An 18,144-nucleotide genomic window follows, 5' to 3' on the forward strand; every position below is an offset into this window, starting at 1 on the left:
CGCCTTCCCCGGGCTGCACGTTTGCTCAACAAAAAAGGGGGCCGGCGGGTGCCCTAGGTCGTCACAACTGACAACTTTGGCACCGCCGGCCCCACCGGGCGGGAAACGCTACTTCACGATCACGACGATCAGGTCGCGCGGCCCGTGCACGCCCTCCACGCGGGAGAGCTCGATATCGGAGGTCGCCGACGGGCCCGAAATCCAGGTCGCCGGGTGCTCCGGGTTCATGCGGGAGACCATCTCCGGCACGCCGTAGACGATGTTTTCCTGGCGGACGATGCACACGTGGCGGTCCGGGACCAGGGTCAGCGCGCGGCGGCCGTTGGTCTCACCGGCCTCGAGGGAGATCGTGCCGGTCTGGGCGGCGGTGACGTGGGATTCCGTCACGACGGCGTCGACCTCGTCGAGGGTGCGCGGGTTGACGTCATTGGAGTCCGGCTTGGCCTCCCCGTCGAACTGGGCGAAAAGCTCAGCGTCCATGCCGGGGGCGTAGCGGATGTCGTGGCAGTCCTTGTCCGCCAGGATCTTCGCCAGGGTGGCCGGCAGCTCCGCGGCGTCGGTGACGTGCACGTCGGCCTTGTAGTCCACCAGGCGGTCCACCAGCAGGTCGCGCAGCTCATCCGGGGCGACCTCACGGTCGCGCTGGTAATCGCGCGGGACGTCCACGTGGTCGGCCAGGCCCGCGGACTTCTGCGCGGAGCGGATGCGGGACAGGATTTCCTTCTTGGCTGCGCGGGATTGTTCAGCGGTACGGGTCATGACTTACTTCTCCTTCTCAGAGCCCTGGTCCGAGGACTGGACAGCGGCGGCGGGCAGGCCCTCCTCGCGGGCCTGTGCGAGCAGGTCGCGGGCCTCGTCGGATTCGAACCACTGGCGGAAGGACTTCTTCGGCGGCACGGCGGTGTCGCGGCCTTCCGACCAGCCGGACATGAACAGCGGCAGGCTGTCGATGGTGCCGTTGAAGCCGCCCAGCACGCGGCCGAAGGCGACCAGGCGGGTCAGCGTGTTCCAAACCTTCGGCTTGGCCCAGACAAACTCCACTAGGTCGAAGAGCTTGGACTCGACCGGCGGGGTGGCGTGGGTAACCTTCTGGTAGCGGTTTTCCAGGATGACCTGGGACAGCGGGATCTTGACCGGGCAGACCTCGTCGCAGCGCCCGCACAGGGAGCAGGCGTACGGCAGGGAGGCCGACGGGTCGTGGTGGTCCTTCATGCCGGTCAGCTGCGGGGTCAGGGAGATGCCGATGGGTCCCGGGTAGACCGAGCCGTAGGCGTGTCCGCCGGCGCGCTCGTAGACCGGGCAGACGTTCAGGCAGGCCGAGCAGCGGATGCACTTGAGCGCCTGGGAGCCCACCGGGTTCGACAGGGCGGCGGTGCGGCCGTTGTCCAGCAGGACCAGGTGGAAGTTCTGCGGGCCGTCGCCCTCGGTCACGCCCGTCCACATCGAGGTGTACGGGTTCATGCGCTCGGCGGTGGAGGAGCGCGGCAGCAGCTGCAGGAAGACCTCCAGGTCCTGGAAGGTCGGCACGAGCTTCTCGATGCCCATGACCGTGATCAGGGTCTCCGGCAGGGTCACGCACATGCGGCCGTTGCCCTCGGACTCGACGATGTTGATAACGCCGTTTTCGGCCACGCCGAAGTTCGCGCCGGAGATGGCCACCTTGGCCTTCATGAATTGCTCGCGCAGGAACTTGCGGGAGGCCTCGGCCAGCTCCGGCGGGTTGGCCTGCAGGGACTCGTCCGTGTTCGGCATCTGCCGGACGAAGATATCGCGGATCTCGGCGCGGTTGCGGTGGATGGCCGGGACCAGGATGTGGGAGGGCTTGTCCTCGCCCAGCTGGACGATGAGCTCGGCCAGGTCGGTCTCGCGGGCGCTGATGCCGGCTTCTTCGAGGTGCTCGTTCAGGCCGATCTCCTGGGTGGCCATGGACTTGACCTTGACCACGTCGGTCTCACCCGTGTCCTGGATGAGCTGCGTGATGATCTCGTTGGCTTCCTTGGCGTCGCGGGCCCAGTGGACGATGCCGCCGCGGGCAGTCACTGCCTCTTCGAACTGCTCCAGCAGCTCCGGCATGCGGGCGGCGACGTCCTCCTTCAGCGCGGAGCCGGCCGAGCGCAGCTGCTCCCAGTCCGGGGTTTCCTCCACAGCGTGCGCGCGCTTGTTGCGGATGGTGGTGGTGGCGTGCTCCAGGTTGCGGCGCTGGGTGGCGTTGTTCAGGCCGTCGTGAGCGGCGGCGACGAAGCCGCGGTCGCCGCGCAGGTTGCCGTAGTTCTCGGGGGCACGGGGCGGGGTGGTGTCGGTGAAAACAGCCATTAGAGCATCTTCTCCTTCGAGTAAGCTGCGGACTTCGGCGTCCAGGGGTGTTCCTTGGTCGAGGCGAGGATCTCCGCCATGTGCACGGCACGGATGCCGGCCTGCTGGCGCGAGAGGGCGCCGGCGATGTTCATCAGGCAGGAGGAGTCACCGCCGGTGACGTATTCGGCGCGGGTGTCCTTGATGTGGCGGGTCTTGTCCGTGACCATGGCCTGGGAGACCTCGGGGTTTTTCAGCGAGAAGGTGCCGCCGAAGCCGCAGCATTCCTCTGCGTTTTCCAGCGGGACCAGCTCCATGCCCTCGACGTTCTTGAGCAGCTGGTAGGGGCGGTCCGCCAGCTTCAAAAAGCGCAGGCCGTGGCAGGAAGAGTGGTAGGTCACCCGGTGCGGGAAGAAGGCACCCAGCTGGGTGGTCTGCGCGATGTCGACGAGGAACTCCGGCAGGTCGTAGGTCTTGTCGGCGGCCTTCTTGGCGCCGTCCACGTCGGCCTTGCTGCCGAAGCGGTCGGCGATTTTGACGTGCTGCTCGCGCACCGCGCCCACGCAGGAGCCGGAGGCGGAGACCACGTAGTCGATGGAAGGATCGGCGAAGGCGTCCGCGTAGGTGCGGATCATGCCCAGCGTTTCTTCCTGGTAACCGGTGTTGACGTGCATCTGCCCGCAGCAGGTCTGTTCCTCCGGGAAGACCACCTCGTGGCCCAAGCGGGAAAGGATGAGGGCAGTGGCTTTGTGAGCGTCCGGGAAAAGGGCGTCGCCAATGCAGGTGGAAAACAATGCTATTCGCATCGATTAGGCTCCTTGGTTTAGCGGGATCTTTAAGGAGACTCTCGGAAAGTGAGGCTCCCAGAAAATTCACGGGGGTATGAAGTAAATATTAGCGCGAATCCCGTATTTAATCACCCCCAAAAATAAGGATGACCTGCGGATATTTCGAAACATTAGTGTTGCGAAAATGGTCCGCAGGTCATGCGCCTGCCCCGCGCGCTGGGCGCGGGTTTTCCGGCCCGGGCGGGTTGGGGGTATCCGGGGTTATCAGGGGTGTCTAAGGAAAGCCTTAGGGAACTAACCCGCGGGACTGCTTAGGGCACCAGGAAGCCCAAAACGTTGGTCATCAGGAAGACGATGACGCACACGACGGCCAGGAAGGCCAGCGAGTAGCCCACCACGTTCTTGAGGATGACGGACTCCTTGCCTTCCATCTGGACGGCGGTGGCCGCAATCGCCAGCGACTGCGGGGAGATCATCTTGCCGACCACGCCACCGGAGGTGTTGGCGGCCAGCATCAGGTCCGGGTTGACCTGGATGCGCTCGGCGGCGGCGACCTGCAGGTTGGCGAACAGGGCGTTGGCCGAGGTGTCCGATCCGGTCACGGCGGTACCGATCCAGCCGAGCACCGGGGCGAACAGCGCGAAGATGCCGCCGGCAGAGGAGACAAACTCACCGATGGCGATGGTCTGGCCGGAGTAGTTCATGGTGTAGGCCAGCGACAGGACCAAGATGATGGTCAGGGCGGAGAACTTCATGCGGGAAACGACGTCCCCGAAGGCCTTCACCGGCTGGCCGAAGCTCAGCTTGTAGCGGCCGTTCTCGTTGAAGAAGTGGTAGATGATAGTGACGATGATGCCGGAAATCAGCAGCAGCGTGCCGGGGTTGCCGAATACGTTGAAGCTGAAGCTGGTGTCCATCACGTTGCCGGTCGCGTCCACGATCGTGCCGTTCAGGAAGGGCCAGCCGGTCTTGATGACCCAGAAGCCGAACAGGGCCGGGATGGTGGTTGCCACGGCGAAGACCGCGGTGACCACGGCGTAGGGCAGCAGGGCCATCCAGATGCGGCGGCCGGTGAGATCGCTGGTGCCGTCCTGGGCGGGCAGCTCCATGCGCTCGCGCAGGGCGGCCACGCCCTTGGGCTTCCAGACGCGCAGGAAGGCGAAGGCGCAGCCCAGGGAGACAATGCAGGCGATGACGTTGGTCAGCTGGTAGGCGAAGAAGGTCGCGGCGAGCCACTGCGCCATGGCAAAAGAGATACCGATGACGGCGGCCGCCGGGGCGGTTTCCTTCACGCCGCGCACCCCGTCCAGGATGAACGCGATGAGGAAGGGCACGACGGCGGCGATGACTAGCACCTGCAGCGAAATCAGCGCGGCGATGTCGTGGGTCTGCTCCAGCGAACGGCCGCCGACCTCGCCGGCGGTGGTCACCGGGATGCCCACGGCGCCGAAGGCCACGGGGGCGGTGTTGGCAATCAGGACCACGGTCGCGGCGCGCAGCGGCTTGACGCCGAGCGCCATGATCATGGTGGCGGTAATGGCCACCGGGGCGCCGAAGCCGGCCAGGGCCTCCAGCAGGCCGCCAAAGCAGAAGGCGATGAGGATGGCCTGGATGCGGATATCGCCGTCGCCAAGCAGGTCGAAGGTCTTGCGCAGATCCTCAAACCGGCCGGAGGCCACGGTGATTTCGTAGAACCAAATAGCGGTGATGATGACCCAGACGATGGGCAGCAGGCCGAAGAGGCCGCCGCGGACGGCGGACGAGAGGGCCATGTCGATGGGCATCGCGAAGCCCACGATGGCAATCACTAGGGAAGTCAGCAGTGCAACCGCGCCGGAGGTGTGGGCGCGGGCCTTGAAGCCCAGCAACATAATGAAAAAGGCGATGAGCGGCAGGGTGGCCACGAGCGCGGTGAGCCCGAGGCTGTCCCCGATCGCTGAGGTGTTGATCTCAAACAAGATGCGTCCTCGAATTCTCCAGATAGGGAGGCCCCGACTATTCGGGGCGCAGCAGGTAGTACACGGTGCTCATTGTGGTTAGTCGGGGAAAACCGGCTTAGAAACTCACACTGAGTTAAGAAAAGCATAGCGCGGACCTGTGTGTTAACAGACCAAATCGGTCCCCTTATGGGGTATCTCATGCACTAGCGGGGTTGGTGCGGTAGTCAAACGGGAGATTCGATAGAGTTTAGGGTTATGACTCCGGCAGAACTGGCACAACTGATCAAGGACACCGCCACCGACGTGTTGGCGGAACACGACCTGGATACCTCCGTTATCCCCGAGACCGTGACCGTGGAGCGCCCCCGCAACCCGGAACACGGCGATTACGCGACCAACCTGGCGCTGCAGGTCGCCAAGAAGGCGGGCACCCAGCCGCGCGAGCTGGCCACCTGGCTGGCCGCCGCGTTGGACGAGCAGGACGCGATCGCGGAGACCGACGTCGCCGGCCCGGGCTTTTTGAACATTCGCCTGGCCGCCGCCGCCCAGGGCGACGTGGTGGGCAAGATCCGCACCGCCGGTTCCGACTTCGGCAAGAACACCACCTTTGCCGGGCAGAAGATCAACCTGGAGTTCGTCTCCGCGAACCCGACCGGGCCCATCCACCTCGGGGGCACCCGGTGGGCGGCCGTCGGTGACTCCCTGGGCCGCGTGCTAGAAGCCAGCGGCGCGGAAGTCACCCGCGAGTACTACTTCAACGACCACGGCGGCCAGATCGACCGCTTCGCCCGCTCCCTGGTGGCGGCCGCCCAGGGCGAGCCCACCCCGGAGGACGGCTACGGCGGGGCTTATATTCAGGACATCGCCAGCGCGGTGCTGGAGAAGAACCCGTCCGCCCTGGACGGCTCCCCGGAGCAGGTGCAGGAAGCCTTCCGCGCCGACGGCGTGGACATGATGTTCGCCCAGATCAAGCAGTCCCTGCACGAATTCGGCGTGGACTTCGACGTCTACTTCCACGAGAACTCACTGTTCGAGTCCGGCGCGGTCGAGCGCGCGCTGGACCAACTCAAGGCCCAGGGCGAGCTCTACGAGGCGGACAACGCCTGGTGGCTGAAATCCACCGACTACGGCGACTCCAAGGACCGCGTGGTCGTCAAGTCCGACGGCAACGCCGCCTACATCGCCGGCGATATTGCCTACGTCGCGGACAAATTCGACCGCGGCCACACCCTGAACATCTACATGCTCGGCGCCGACCACCACGGCTACGTGCCGCGCCTGAAGGCCGCCGCGGCGGCCCTGGGCTACGACGCCGCCGCGGTCGAGGTCCTCATCGGCCAGATGGTCAACCTGCTGCGCGACGGCAAGCCGGTGCGCATGTCCAAGCGCGCGGGCACCGTCATCACGCTGGAGGACCTGGTGGCCGCCATCGGCGTGGACGCCGCCCGCTACTCGCTGGTGCGCTCGTCCGTCGACCAGTCCATCGACATCGACCTGGGCCTGTGGCAGTCCCAGTCCTCCGATAACCCGGTCTACTACGTGCAGTACGGGCACGCACGCCTGTGCTCTCTGGCGCGCAAGGCGGCCGAGGCCGGCGTGACCGCCGACGGCGCGGACCTGTCCCTTCTGACCCACGACCGCGAGGGCGACCTCATCCGCACCCTGGGCGAGTTCCCCGCCGTGGTGGCCGAGGCCGCGCAGCTGCGCGAGCCGCACCGTATCGCCCGCTACGCCGAGGAGCTGGCCGCCAGCTTCCACCGCTTCTACGACCAGTGCCAGGTCCTGCCCAAGGCCGGCGAGGAGGCCCAGCCGGTGCACTCGGCCCGCTTCGCGCTTGCCGATGCCGCCCGCACCACCCTGGCCAACGCCCTGACCATGGTGGGCGTGACCGCCCCGGAGCGGATGTAATGGCCGATTTCAACGAACTGCCGGCGCATGTGTGGCCCCGCAACGCCCAGCGTGAGGAAGACGGCGTGGTCACCGTCGCCGGGGTCCCCGTGCCCGACCTGGTAGAAGAGTACGGCTCTCCGCTCTACGTCTTCGACGAGGACGACTTCCGCTCCCGCTGCCGGGATATGGCCGCCGCCTTCGGCGGGCCCGCCCACGTCCACTACGCCTCCAAGGCCTTCATCTGTAAAAAGATCGTGCAGTGGGTCAACGAGGAGGGCCTGTGCCTGGACGTGGCCTCCCACAACGAGCTGCTCATCGCCCTGGCCGGCAACTTCCCGGCCGCGCGCATGACCGCCCACGGCAACAACAAGGGCGCGGATTACCTGCGCGACTGCGTGGAACACGGGGTGGGCCACGTGGTGCTCGACAACACCGACGAGCTGGAGATGCTCAACCGGATCGCCGGCGAGTTGGGGCGCGTCCAGAAGGTGATGGTGCGCGTGAAGCCGGGCGTGGACGCCCACACCCACGAGTTCATCGCCACCTCCCACGAGGATCAGAAATTCGGCATCTCGCTGGCCACCGGCGCGGCTTTCGATGCCGCCCGCGCCTGCCTGGCCGCCGATAACCTCGAGCTGGTTGGCCTGCACTGCCACGTCGGCTCCCAGGTCTTCAACGCCGAGGGCTTCAAGCTGGCCGCCGAGCGCGTCATGGCGCTATACTCGCGCATCCACACCGAGCTCGGCGTCACGCTGCCGGAGCTGGACCTGGGCGGCGGCTTCGGCATCCCGTACATGCCCTACGAGGAGGCCCTGGACGTGCGGGCTGTGGCCCACGACCTGCTCACCGCGGTCGGCACCACAGCGGACGCGCTGGGGATTACCCCGCCCTTCGTCCTCGTCGAGCCGGGCCGCGCGCTGGTGGCCGGATCCGCCATCGCGGTCTACTCCGTGGGCACGGTCAAGGACGTGGAGACCGGCAAGCAGGAGCTGCCGCTGCGGCGCTACCTCTCCGTCGACGGCGGCATGAGCGATAACATCCGCCCGGCCATGTACGGCTCCGAGTACGACCTGCGGGTCATGGGCCGCTACACCGACGGCGCCGAGGTGCCTTCCCGCGTGGTGGGTTTCCATTGCGAATCCGGCGACATCCTGGTCGACGAGCGGGACCTGCCGGAAGACATCACCAGCGGTGACATCGTGGCGACGGCGGCCAGCGGCGCCTACCAGTACATGATGTCCTCGCGCTACAACGGCGCGGTGCGGCCCGCGGTGGTCGCCGTGCGTGCGGGGCAGGTAAAGCCCATGCTGCGGCGCGAGACCTTAGCCGATTTGCTCTCGCTAGAGGTCGACTAGTTACCCCCGCCTGGGCGCCTCAGTGGCGCCCGGGCGGGATTATTATTCTCCGTTGTGCTGGCCATTAGGCCAGCACACGGGGGGTCGGCGAGGGTTAGGCGCCGGGGGAGTGGTTCCGTTGGGACTCAAAATAGACAGCTCGTTCTGTATGATAGGCCGCGTACGTTAAACGACCGCACAGATTGAGGAGAGCTTCGAAGATGGCAGCCACCACGCAGGGAACTATCCGCACGGCTAAGGGCGAGGGCGAGACCGTCGGAATTGCGCTGCTGGGATTCGGCACCGTGGGCGCGGAGGTCTTCCGACTGCTCGGGGAGAACGCCGACGCCTTTGCGCACCGCATCGGCGGCCCTGCCGAGATCCGCGGCGTGGCCGTGTCCAACGTGGGCAAGAAGCCGCGCCCGGGCGTTCCCCAAGAGCTTCTGACCGACGATGCCCGCGCCCTCGTCGCCCGCGACGACATCGACCTGGTCGTGGAGGTCATCGGCGGCATCGACTATCCGCGCGAGCTGGTCCTGGCCGCCCTTCGCGCCGGCAAGTCCGTGGTCACCGCCAACAAGGCGCTGGTCGCCGCCCACGCCGACGAGCTGGCCGAGGCCGCCGATGCCTCCAACGTCGACCTCTACTTCGAGGCCGCCGTCGCCGCCGCCATCCCGGTGGTCGGCATGCTGCGCCGCTCCCTGGCAGGGGACCAGATCCAGCGCATATCCGGCATCGTCAACGGCACGACCAACTTCATCCTGGACGCGATGGAATCCACCGGCGCGTCCTACGAGGAGGCGCTGGCGGAGGCGACCCGCCTGGGCTATGCCGAGGCCGACCCGACCGCCGACGTCGAAGGCCACGACGCCGCCTCCAAGGCCGCCATCATGGCCTCGCTGGGCTTCCACACCCGCGTGAAGTTCGAGGACGTCCACTGCGAGGGGATCACCAACATCACCGCCGAGGACATCGAGGCCGCTGAGCAGGCCGGCTATTCCATCAAGCTGCTGGCTATCTGCGAGCGGATCACCGACAAGGAAGGCAAGGAAGCAGTGAATGCGCGCGTACACCCCACCCTCGTGGCGAAGTCGCACCCGCTGGCCTCGGTCAGCGAGTCCTACAACGCCATCTTCGTCGAGGCCGAGGCGGCCGGTTCGCTGATGTTCTACGGCAACGGCGCGGGCGGCAACCCGACCGCCTCCGCCGTGCTGGGCGACGTGGTCGGCGCGGCCCGCAACATCGTCCACGGCGGCCGCGCCCCGGGCGAGAACACCTACGCCAACCTGCCGATCGCCTCCTTCGGCGAGGTGCGCACCCGCTACCACATCGACATGACGGTCAACGACCGGATCGGCGTGCTGGCCGAAATCGCCAACGTCTTCTCGACCAACGACGTCTCCCTGCGCACCGTCCGCCAGGAGGACGGCGACGACGAGGCCCGCCTGGTCATCGTCACGCACTCCGCCCAGGAGCAGCTGCTGGCCGACATCGTGGACCAGCTAGGGGCCCTGCCGGACGTGCTGGCCGTCAACTCGGTCATCCGCCTGGGCAGCTAGGAAAGAGGAGGAAGACGCGCTCATGAGCACCGAACTGCAAGTCGGGACCAAAGCTATTGTCAAGGTGCCGGCCTCCTCGGCCAACCTGGGCCCGGGCTACGACACCCTAGGCCTGGCCGTCACGCTCTATGACACCGTCGAGGTCGAGGTCACCGAGTCCGGCCTCGAGGTGGTCATCTTCGGCGAGGGCGAGGAAGACCTCCCGCGCGACGGCTCGCACCTGGTGGTCAAGGCGCTGCGCTCCGGGCTCAACGCCGCCGACGTCGAGGCACCGGGTCTGCGCGTGGTCTGTACCAACGCGATCCCGCAGTCGCGCGGCCTGGGCTCGTCCGCGGCCGCCGCGGTCGCGGGCGTCGCCGCCGCCAACGGGCTGGCCGGCTTCCCGCTCGACGAGGATCAGGTCGTCCAGCTGTCCTCGGCTTTTGAGGGCCACCCCGACAACGCCGCCGCGTCCGTGCTGGGCCAGATGGTGGTTTCCTGGACGACGGTCCCGGTCGACGGCCGCTCCCTGCCCGAGTACCGCGCGCGCTGCCTGCCGGTCCACCCGGCAATCCGCGCCACCGCCCTGGTGCCGGACTTCCACGCCTCCACCCAGGCGGTGCGCCGCGTGCTGCCCTCGCACGTCACGCACAGCGATGCCGCCTTCAACGTCTCCCGCACCGCCGTCCAGGTGGCAGCGTTGACTAACCACCCGGACTTGCTCCTGGAGGGCACCCGCGACCGCCTGCATCAGCCCTACCGCGCCGACGTGCTGCCGGTGACCGCGGAGTGGGTCAACCGCCTGCGCAACCGCGGCTTCCCGGCCTACCTGTCCGGCGCCGGCCCGACGATCATGGTCCTGCATACCGAGCCCATCCCGGAGGCCGTGCTCGACGATGCCCGCGACCAGGGCCTGCGGGTCCTCCCGCTGGAAGTCGCCGGGCCGGTGGAGGTCGAGGTCACCCAGGCCTAATCCTGGGTGATAAGGCAGGTGCCGCTGCCGGTGAGCGGGTGGAGCCGCACGGTGGGCTCCCCGTCCGGGGCGGCGGTCATCTCCTGCAGGTAGCCCTCGTGGATAGCGCATAAAAACGGCGTGGGGGACTGCCCGGCAGAAACGAAGGGGCAGGCGTGCAAGCACAGGCCCTGCTTGGTCTGCTCCGGGTCGAAGCCCATCGCGCGCAGCCGAGCCTGCAGCCGGGCCTGCATCTGCGCCGCCGGGGCCGGGCCCGTTTGTTCTAGCTTCCTCGCCCACTGGCGCCCGATCTCGCGGGCGCGGGGTGAGTCGTAGTCGGTGAGCTCGGCATCGTCAGCCAGCTGGTCGAGCAGTACGGTGACCAGGCTAACGTATTCGCCGGCGATGGCCTGGTTATCCGGGACGCGCACCCGGAAGATGAGGGAGGGGCGACCGCGCCCGCGCGATCGGGCGGCCACCGCCGCGACGGCCCCGGCGGCCTGCAGCTCGTCGAGGTGCCCGCGGGCGGTGTTGACGTGCATGCCGAGCCGCTCGGCGATCTGGGCCGCGGTGGCGCCGTCGCTGAAGGAATCCACCACGTCGAGTACCTCGCGCTGTTTCGGCGACAGCGCGAGTGCCTCCGGGAAGAGATCCGTCGCGGGGCGGGGCAGGCGGGCGGGTTCGGTCATTCTTATAACTCTAGTACTCGTTGGGGCTGACGTGAACTGCCTGCGGGTCAACCTGGCAGTAGACTTCGTCACCCACGGCCGGGGCTTCGGCGTGGGAGACGCGCACCTGGCCGAACGGGCAGCCGAGCGTGACCAGGAAGCTATTTATCGAGCGCGCCTCCACGGCCTGGACGGTGCCCGGCCAGCAGTTTTCCGCTTGGGCCACCGGGTGCGCGGACAGCCGCGCGTCCTCGGGCTGGAAGGTCACGACAACCTCTTGCTGGGGGCGCAGGTGCGCGGTGGTGGTCCCGATGAGCGTGGCCCCGCCGGCGGCCACCCGCGCGGTGTCTGAGTGGATGATCTCGCAGGTGCCGGTGGCCCGGTTGAGGCCGCTTACCCGCGCCACGAACTCCGTCGGCGGGGCAGCAAGCAGCCGGCTGGTGGGCCCGCTGGCCACGCTCTGCCCGGACTCCATGACCACCAGGTGCTCGGCCAGCCGCTGGATGTCCAGTAGGTTGTGCGTGACCATCAGCACGGTGCGGTCGTGGCGGCTGGCGTGGAACAAGCGGCGCCACCGGGCGGCGGCGGCCACATCGAGGGCGGCCAGCGGCTCGTCCAGGATGAGCACGGACGGCCGGGTGGCCAGCGCGCGTACGAGCGCGACCTGGGCGGCCTGCCCGCCCGACAGGGAAGGCACGTCGACATCAGCCAGGTCGCTGAGGCCCGCCGCCTCCAGCAGCTGGGTGGCCAGAGCACGGTCGCGGCTGGCCATGGTGACGGCCTCGATCACGCTCGCCCGCGGCGGCAGGCCGGGCGACTGGGTGACCATGACGACCCGGCGCTGGTGCGGCGGCACGAACTGGCCGGCCGCGTCGTCCACGGCCCGGTCCCCGATGGTGACCTGGCCGCGCAGCCGGCCGGCCACCCGCCGCATGAGGGTGGTCTTGCCCGAGCCGTTTTGGCCCACGATGGCGCTCACGCGCCCGGCCGGCAGGGTCGTGCCCTCCACCGTGACCGGGGTGGGTTCCTCCGGCGGGCGGGTGAGTTCGCGCAGGCGCTCGGCGTCCATCTCGGTAATGGTGCGGGCGTGCTGGCGGGGCTTGCGGCCCACCAGCGCCGGCAGGCCGGCCAGCGCCAGACAGACCAGCGCCAGACCGATGAGGATGGCGGACAGCGCGTAGGCGGCCTCCGTGTCGACCTCGCGCTCTAGGTAGATGCCCAGGGGCATCGTGCGCGTGACCCCCGGCATCGAGCCGGCGAAGGTCAGCGTCGTGCCGAACTCGCCTAGAGAGCGCGCGAAGGCTAGCCCGGCGCCGGTGGCGATAGACGGCGCGACCAGCGGCAGGGTGACCTTCCACAGCACGCGGCCGGGGCTCATCCCGATGCCGCGGGCCGAGGCCAGCACCTCCCCGTCGATTTGGCGCAGCGCCGAATCAACGGCGACGACCACGAATGGCAGGGAGACAAACATCTGCGCGACAACGACGCCGGGGAAGGCGAAGGCGAAGTGCAGGTCCATCGCTTCCAGCCAGGGCCCCAGCAGGCCGCGCCTGCCGATGGCGGCGGTAAGGGCTAGGCCGCCGACGACAGGGGGCATCGCGAGCGGGAGGAAGACCAGCAGGCGCGCGGCGAGCCCGCCGCGGCCGAGCTGTTGCATCCAGACCGCCAGGCCGGTGCCCAGGATCATGGTCAGAACGGTCGACTGGGCCGCCGCGGCGAGGGAGACCTTGAGCAGGTCGTGGACCTCGGGGCGGGCCAGGATCTCCCCCATGCGCGCCCAGGGCACGCGCACGGCCAGGGCGACGATGGGGAACAGGATAAACCCCACCGCGATTATCCCGATGAGCCCGAACACCACAGGGGCGGGCGTGCGGGCAGGGCGCGGTGGGGTAGTAGCCGTAGCAGCTGAAGTAGCGGTAATAGCCACGAAACTCAGTTAGTCGGCCGGGGTGAAGCCGTACTCTTCCCAGGTGGCGTCGAAGTCGTCAGCCAGCAGGTCCAGGACTTGCTGGGCAGAGTCCTGCTCGGAGGAGGTGGAAACGACCGCGCCGAGGATCTGGTTGGTGAACTTGTCGGCGCCTTCGATGGTGATGACCTCCACGTCGTCGCCGGCCGCGGCGGCGTCGGTGGAGTAGACCCAGCCGGCGTCGGCCTCGCCGGAGACAACCTTGCCAAGCACGTCAGCAACCTGGTGCTCCTGGGAGTCCGGCTGGATATTCAGGCCCTTGTCCTCGATGATCTGCTGGGAGATGTCACCGCAGGGGACCTGCGGGTCGCACAGCACGAAGCGGGTCTCGTCCTTGATGTCGTCGACGGACTTGATGCCGGCCGGGTTGCCCTTCGGCACGACCATGACCATCTCGTTCTCGGCCAGGACCTTCGGATCCTGGACGGTGCCCGCCTCAACGGCGTCGTCCATGGTCTTCTTGGAAGCGGTCAGCAGCAGGTCGCCCGGGGCGCCCTCCTTGAGCTGGGAGACCAGGTCGGAGGAGCCGGCGTTCTGGAACTTCAGCTCGGCCGGGGGGTCGAGCTCGTCGGCGGCGGCCTGCAGGTCGTCGTTGAGCACGCGGGTGGAGGAGGCGGCCAGCACGTTGAGCTCCACGGAGCTGTCAGAGCCGGTGGTGCTATCGGCGTTGCTGTCCGATGCCGATTCCGTCGACGGGGAGCAGGCGGCAGCGAACAACGTGGCGGCGGCTGCGCAGCCGGCGAGAACGCGCTTCATCATGGAGATAAATTCCTTTCACGAGACAATCGAGAACACGTCCGGCCGCTCTAACCAGGTAGGGAGGCATTTCTTGGACGCGTGTTCAACTTATTCTACATGGCCGTCGGCCCGCGGTCGGCCAGACGTCGGTACGGGGGTAGGAACGGGGACGCTTTCCGGGGTGGCCGGCGCGCGTAGGGTTTCCGGTTGGGAGAAGGAATTAGTACGATAAAACCTGTGCAAAATGACCGTGTAGCCTACCGCGTGGTGTTCCTCGCCTTTGCTGGGGTGGCGCTGCTGGCCGGCCTAGCGGCGGGGGCATCCCTGTTGGGGGTGCTGAGTGTTGCCGCGCCGGTGGCGGATCTGCATGGCCCGCTGATGGTCTTCGGCTTCGTCGGCGGGGCCATCGGGCTAGAGCGCGCGGTGGCGGTGCGGCGGGCGTGGGCCTGGGCCGGCCCGGCTGCCCACGTCGCCGGCGTGGTGGCGCTGCTGGTGCCCGCGGCGGCCGGCGCGGATCTGCCGGCGCTGGTGCCCGGGGCGCTGTTCGCCGCCAGTTTCGGAGTGCTGGGGGCAATCTACGTGGCCATCTACCGCCGCCAGCCGACCGTGTCGGTGGTCGTGCAGGCGGCCGGCGTGGTGGCCGCCGTGATGGCGGCGCTGCTATGGGGGATGACGGGCCGCTTTGCGACCGTGCTGCCGCTGGCGGTGGCATACGTGGTGGCCACCATCATCGGCGAGCGTATGGACCTGGCCCGCCTGTCGGTGGCCGGTACCCGCGCCGAGGTCCAGCTGACCTGCCAGGTGCTGGCGATGGTGCTGGCCGCCGTCGTCCACGCCGTCGCCCCGCGGTTGGGGCACGTCCTGGTCGCGCTCGCGCTCATCGTGGTGGCCGCGACCGCGCTGCGCGTCGACGTGGCCGTTAACCTGGTGCGCTCGCGGGGCCTGCCGCGCTATTCGGCCGCGTGCATGCTGGGCGGCTATTTCTGGCTGGTGCTGGCCGGCTTTACCTGGCTGGCCTACGGCCCGGGCGCGGAGGGCTACGCCTACGATGCCGCCGTCCACACCGTCTTCTTAGGCTTCGTGATGTCCATGATCTTCGCGCATGCCCCCATCATCCTGACCGCCGTGATCCACCGCCGGCTGCCGTACCGCCGGGTGCTCTACGTCCCGGTGGTGCTCCTCCACGGCGGGCTGGCCGCGCGCCTGGCCGGGGACTTTCTGGCCCAGGACGCGATCTATACCGCCGGCGGGGTGATAACCCTCGTGGCCGTGCTGGTCTTCGTGGGCACCGGGCTGGTGTTGACCCTGCGGGGTGGTGGACGTGCAGATTAGTCTCGGCGCAGTCAGCGACGTCACCTTGCGCGCGAGGTCGCGGTGGCACACGGCCGCCGGGGCGCTCATCGGGGCCTGGGTCCTAGTCGGCCTGGCCGTCGCGGTGGCCTACCACCTGGGCGGGCCCGTGGTCTGGTGGGATTTCATCCACACCTTCACCCTCGGGGCGGTCACCACCGCCATTGTGGTCTATTCCACGCACTTTACCGAGGCCTTAACCCGCACGCCGACGGCCAGCTACCGCGGCGTGGCGGCCCGCGTGGTGCTGGTCCAGGTCGGGCTGGTGGGCCTGCTGGTGGACCGGGCCGGCTATTCCTGGTCCTTGCTTGCCGATGCCTCCTGCGCCCTGGTCCTCCTCGCCGCCGCGTGGCAGGTGGCCGTCATCGTAACCCGCCTGCGCCGTTCCCTGTCCGGGGCCTTTGCGGTGACGGTGCCGTTTTATGTGGCGGCCTTCGCCTGCTTTATCGCCGCGGTGGCGCTGGCGGTGCTGGCGGGCCGGGGCATCGGCGGCTATACGGGGCTGATTGCCGCGCACTCGCGGCTGATGGTCTGGGGCTTTGCCTGGCTGACCATCCTGGGCACGGTCGTGACCCTGCTGCCCACGCTCACGGCTACGGCGATTAGTCCGACCGCGCGGGCCCGGTGTACGCGCTCGCTGGTGGTCCACGCCGTGGGGCTGGCGGCGGCCGCGGCGGGGCTGATCGCCGGGGCGGAGTTGCTCGCCGGCTTCGGGATGGCGCTGGTGGCGCTGGCTAGCGGCATGCTCGTCGTGGCCGTGGTGGGCTCCGTCCTGGCCCAGGGGCCGGGGCTCAATACCGCCAGCCTGTCCGTGCTGTGCGGGCTGGGCTGGATGTGGGCCGTAAACGCCGCCGATGCCGCCAGCCTCGCAGCCGGCGCCTTCCCGCGTTCAATCACGCTGCAGCTGCTACCGGTCTTCCTGCTGGGCGGCCTGCTGCAGCTGGTGACCGGGGTGCTGCACCACCTGCTGCCCACGCTGCGCGGCGGCGGGCCGGCGGTGGTGCACCGGGCGCGGAAGGCGGCCGGGGCCGGAGGCATTGCGCGGCTGGTCTGCCTCAACGTGGGCGCCGCGCTCATCCTCGTGGGCAACCTCGGCGGGCCGGCCGGCACGGCCGGACTCATCCTGGTGGGGCTCGCGCTACTGGCTAATGTGGTGGTTATCGCCACCGTTGTCGCAATTGTTGGGAGAAAACATGACTAAACAATCCACGCCTACTGGTGGCACGACCACGCAGCCCTCGGCCGGGTGGGCCGCGTGGGCGCTAATCGGCATCGCGGTCGTCGCCGTGGTCATCCTGGCGGTGGTCACCACCACCTCGGCCGGCAAGGAGACCACGTCGGGTAGTGAGCAGCCGGTGGCGGCGACCGGCGACGTCGTCGAGATAGACGTGAGCGTCGAGGGCATGGCCTTCGTCCCCAACAGCGTCGACGTGCCGGCCGGCTCCCAACTGAAGGTCAACTTCACCAACACCGGCGACCAGGTCCACGACCTGAAGATCGGCGAGGCGGAGACCGGCCGGGTCAACCCCGGCGACTCGGTGGTCTTGGACGCCGGCGTCATCTCCGAATCCGTCGAGGGCTATTGCACCATTGCAGGGCACCGCACGCAGGGCATGACCTTCGATGTCGTCGCTGGCGATGCGCCGGCGGGCGGCAGTGGGGCATCGTCAAGCGTGGCAGGCGGGGCGAACCCGCACGTGGACGTGCCGACGGCCGCGGAGCGCCAAAGCGACCTGGGGCCGGAGTTCGCGGCCTTCGACCCGCGCCTGGAGGCCGCCCCATCCGGGCGCGTGCACGAACACACTTGGGTCATGACCGAGGAGATCCGCGAGGTCGCGCCGGGCGTGGAGCAGAAGCAGTGGCTGTTTAACGGGCAGGCGCCCGGGCCGACGCTGCGCGGCAAGGTCGGGGACACGTTCCGGATTACGCTACGCAACGAGGGCCACATGGGCCACTCGGTGGACTTCCACGCCGGCGAGGTCAACCCCGACGAGGCGATGGCGACCATTGACCCCGGCGAGGAGCTGGTCTACGAATTCACCGCGAAGCGTTCCGGCATTTGGATGTACCACTGCGCGACGGCGCCGATGACGCTGCACATCGCCAACGGGATGACGGGCGCGGTCATCATCGACCCGCCTGGGGATTCCCAGGATTCCTTGTCGGACGTTGATGCCGAGTACGCCCTCGTCGCCAGCCAGCTCTTCCTGGGCGAGCGCGAGGTCGGCGCGGACGAGAAGCGCGTGGCCGCCGGCAACTACGACCTGGCGGCGTTCAACTTCTATCCCAACCAGTATGAGCAGCGGCCCCTGCGCGCCAAGGTCGGTGAGACCATCCGTATCTGGGTGCTGAACGTAGGCCCGGACGAGTCGCTGAGCTTCCACGTGGTCGGCGAGGTTTTCGACACCGTCTTCAAGGAGGGGCAGTACCTCATCCGCGATGCCGAGGACACCGGCTCGCAGGCCGTCGACCTGGCCGCGGCCCAGGGCGGGTTCGTGGAGATGACGTTCGATGAGCCGGGGACGTACACGTTCGTCAACCATGCCCTGACCAACGCGGAGAAGGGACAGCGCGGGCAGATCGTGGTCACGGAGTAGGCGGGCACGCCGAGTAGGCGCTACGGACGTGGTCCGTGGCGCCTTTTCTTGTGCCTTTGCTTGTTGCCCGGCAGTCGTGGGGTTCGGCTGG

General features: G+C 68.3%; 14 protein-coding genes. 7 read left to right on the forward strand and 7 right to left on the reverse strand.

All coding sequences use genetic code 11. The annotated features are described in order from the left end of the window. Positions 1-108 precede the first annotated feature (108 nt). The 4 genes from QQS53_RS07670 to QQS53_RS07685 form a co-directional block, all read right to left on the reverse strand. The gene (locus tag QQS53_RS07670) at positions 109-759 is read right to left on the reverse strand and encodes a LutC/YkgG family protein (protein ID WP_472775273.1); all 651 of its coding nucleotides are present in this window, start codon (positions 757-759) and stop codon (positions 109-111) included. Between the two features lie 3 nt (positions 760-762). Further along, a complete protein-coding gene (locus tag QQS53_RS07675; RefSeq protein WP_472775274.1) occupies positions 763-2,313 on the reverse strand; it encodes a lactate utilization protein B in 1,551 nt (516 codons plus the stop codon). After that, entirely contained in the window at positions 2,313-3,098 is a 786-nt protein-coding gene (locus tag QQS53_RS07680; protein WP_472775275.1) for a (Fe-S)-binding protein, read from the reverse strand. Before QQS53_RS07680 ends, QQS53_RS07675 begins: the two co-directional genes overlap by 1 nt. Positions 3,099-3,391: 293 nt before the next feature. Further along, positions 3,392-5,038, reverse strand: a complete 1,647-nt coding sequence (locus QQS53_RS07685; protein WP_472775276.1) for an L-lactate permease — start codon at positions 5,036-5,038, stop codon at positions 3,392-3,394. Between the two features lie 237 nt (positions 5,039-5,275). On the opposite strand from QQS53_RS07685, the gene argS reads away from it, so the two are divergent. The 4 genes from argS to thrB all read left to right on the forward strand — a co-directional run bounded on the left by argS (position 5,276) and on the right by thrB (position 10,755). Continuing rightward, complete coding sequence (gene argS, locus QQS53_RS07690; RefSeq protein ID WP_472775277.1) at positions 5,276-6,928, forward strand: arginine--tRNA ligase; 1,653 nt, start codon at positions 5,276-5,278, stop codon at positions 6,926-6,928. Next, the gene (lysA, locus tag QQS53_RS07695; protein WP_472775278.1) at positions 6,928-8,265 is read left to right on the forward strand and encodes a diaminopimelate decarboxylase; all 1,338 of its coding nucleotides are present in this window, start codon (positions 6,928-6,930) and stop codon (positions 8,263-8,265) included. Before argS ends, lysA begins: the two co-directional genes overlap by 1 nt. A gap of 200 nt (positions 8,266-8,465) precedes the next feature. Next, complete coding sequence (locus QQS53_RS07700) at positions 8,466-9,803, forward strand: homoserine dehydrogenase (RefSeq protein WP_472775279.1); 1,338 nt, start codon at positions 8,466-8,468, stop codon at positions 9,801-9,803. A 22-nt stretch (positions 9,804-9,825) separates the two neighbouring features. After that, positions 9,826-10,755 carry a homoserine kinase gene (gene thrB / locus QQS53_RS07705; protein ID WP_472775281.1) on the forward strand — a complete coding sequence of 310 codons (930 nt, stop codon included), beginning with the start codon at positions 9,826-9,828 and terminating at the stop codon, positions 10,753-10,755. Here thrB and QQS53_RS07710 read toward each other — a convergent pair. The 3 genes from QQS53_RS07710 to modA all read right to left on the reverse strand — a co-directional run bounded on the left by QQS53_RS07710 (position 10,752) and on the right by modA (position 14,127). Further along, positions 10,752-11,423 (reverse strand): helix-turn-helix transcriptional regulator, encoded by a 672-nt coding sequence (locus QQS53_RS07710; RefSeq protein WP_472775282.1) that lies wholly within the window; start codon positions 11,421-11,423, stop codon positions 10,752-10,754. The genes thrB and QQS53_RS07710 overlap by 4 nt on opposite strands. A gap of 10 nt (positions 11,424-11,433) precedes the next feature. After that, entirely contained in the window at positions 11,434-13,230 is a 1,797-nt protein-coding gene (locus QQS53_RS07715; RefSeq protein ID WP_472775283.1) for an ATP-binding cassette domain-containing protein, read from the reverse strand. A 108-nt stretch (positions 13,231-13,338) separates the two neighbouring features. Further along, a complete protein-coding gene (gene modA / locus QQS53_RS07720) occupies positions 13,339-14,127 on the reverse strand; it encodes a molybdate ABC transporter substrate-binding protein (protein ID WP_472775284.1) in 789 nt (262 codons plus the stop codon). A 216-nt stretch (positions 14,128-14,343) separates the two neighbouring features. Here modA and QQS53_RS07725 point away from each other — a divergent pair, with 216 nt between their 5' ends. The 3 genes from QQS53_RS07725 to QQS53_RS07735 are packed head-to-tail and all read left to right on the forward strand — an operon-like array spanning position 14,344 to position 18,053. Continuing rightward, a complete protein-coding gene (locus QQS53_RS07725) occupies positions 14,344-15,438 on the forward strand; it encodes a hypothetical protein (RefSeq protein ID WP_472775285.1) in 1,095 nt (364 codons plus the stop codon). After that, positions 15,428-16,657 carry a beta-carotene 15,15'-monooxygenase gene (locus QQS53_RS07730; RefSeq protein WP_472775286.1) on the forward strand — a complete coding sequence of 410 codons (1,230 nt, stop codon included), beginning with the start codon at positions 15,428-15,430 and terminating at the stop codon, positions 16,655-16,657. The genes QQS53_RS07725 and QQS53_RS07730 overlap by 11 nt, the downstream gene beginning before the upstream one ends. After that, a complete protein-coding gene (locus QQS53_RS07735) occupies positions 16,650-18,053 on the forward strand; it encodes a multicopper oxidase domain-containing protein (protein ID WP_472775287.1) in 1,404 nt (467 codons plus the stop codon). The genes QQS53_RS07730 and QQS53_RS07735 overlap by 8 nt, the downstream gene beginning before the upstream one ends. Positions 18,054-18,144 lie beyond the last annotated feature (91 nt).

Source organism: Corynebacterium sp. 2571A, assembly GCF_055700935.1.

What these genes read in the sequence shown, in the direction of transcription:
- QQS53_RS07670 (WP_472775273.1), bottom strand. Translation starts at nt 759, where the DNA reads ATGACCCGTACCGCTGAACAATCCCGCGCAGCCAAGAAGGAAATCCTG.
- QQS53_RS07675 (WP_472775274.1), bottom strand. Translation starts at nt 2,313, where the DNA reads ATGGCTGTTTTCACCGACACCACCCCGCCCCGTGCCCCCGAGAACTAC.
- QQS53_RS07680 (WP_472775275.1), bottom strand. Translation starts at nt 3,098, where the DNA reads ATGCGAATAGCATTGTTTTCCACCTGCATTGGCGACGCCCTTTTCCCG.
- argS (WP_472775277.1), top strand. Translation starts at nt 5,276, where the DNA reads ATGACTCCGGCAGAACTGGCACAACTGATCAAGGACACCGCCACCGAC.
- lysA (WP_472775278.1), top strand. Translation starts at nt 6,928, where the DNA reads ATGGCCGATTTCAACGAACTGCCGGCGCATGTGTGGCCCCGCAACGCC.
- QQS53_RS07700 (WP_472775279.1), top strand. Translation starts at nt 8,466, where the DNA reads ATGGCAGCCACCACGCAGGGAACTATCCGCACGGCTAAGGGCGAGGGC.
- thrB (WP_472775281.1), top strand. Translation starts at nt 9,826, where the DNA reads ATGAGCACCGAACTGCAAGTCGGGACCAAAGCTATTGTCAAGGTGCCG.
- QQS53_RS07710 (WP_472775282.1), bottom strand. Translation starts at nt 11,423, where the DNA reads ATGACCGAACCCGCCCGCCTGCCCCGCCCCGCGACGGATCTCTTCCCG.
- modA (WP_472775284.1), bottom strand. Translation starts at nt 14,127, where the DNA reads ATGATGAAGCGCGTTCTCGCCGGCTGCGCAGCCGCCGCCACGTTGTTC.
- QQS53_RS07735 (WP_472775287.1), top strand. Translation starts at nt 16,650, where the DNA reads ATGACTAAACAATCCACGCCTACTGGTGGCACGACCACGCAGCCCTCG.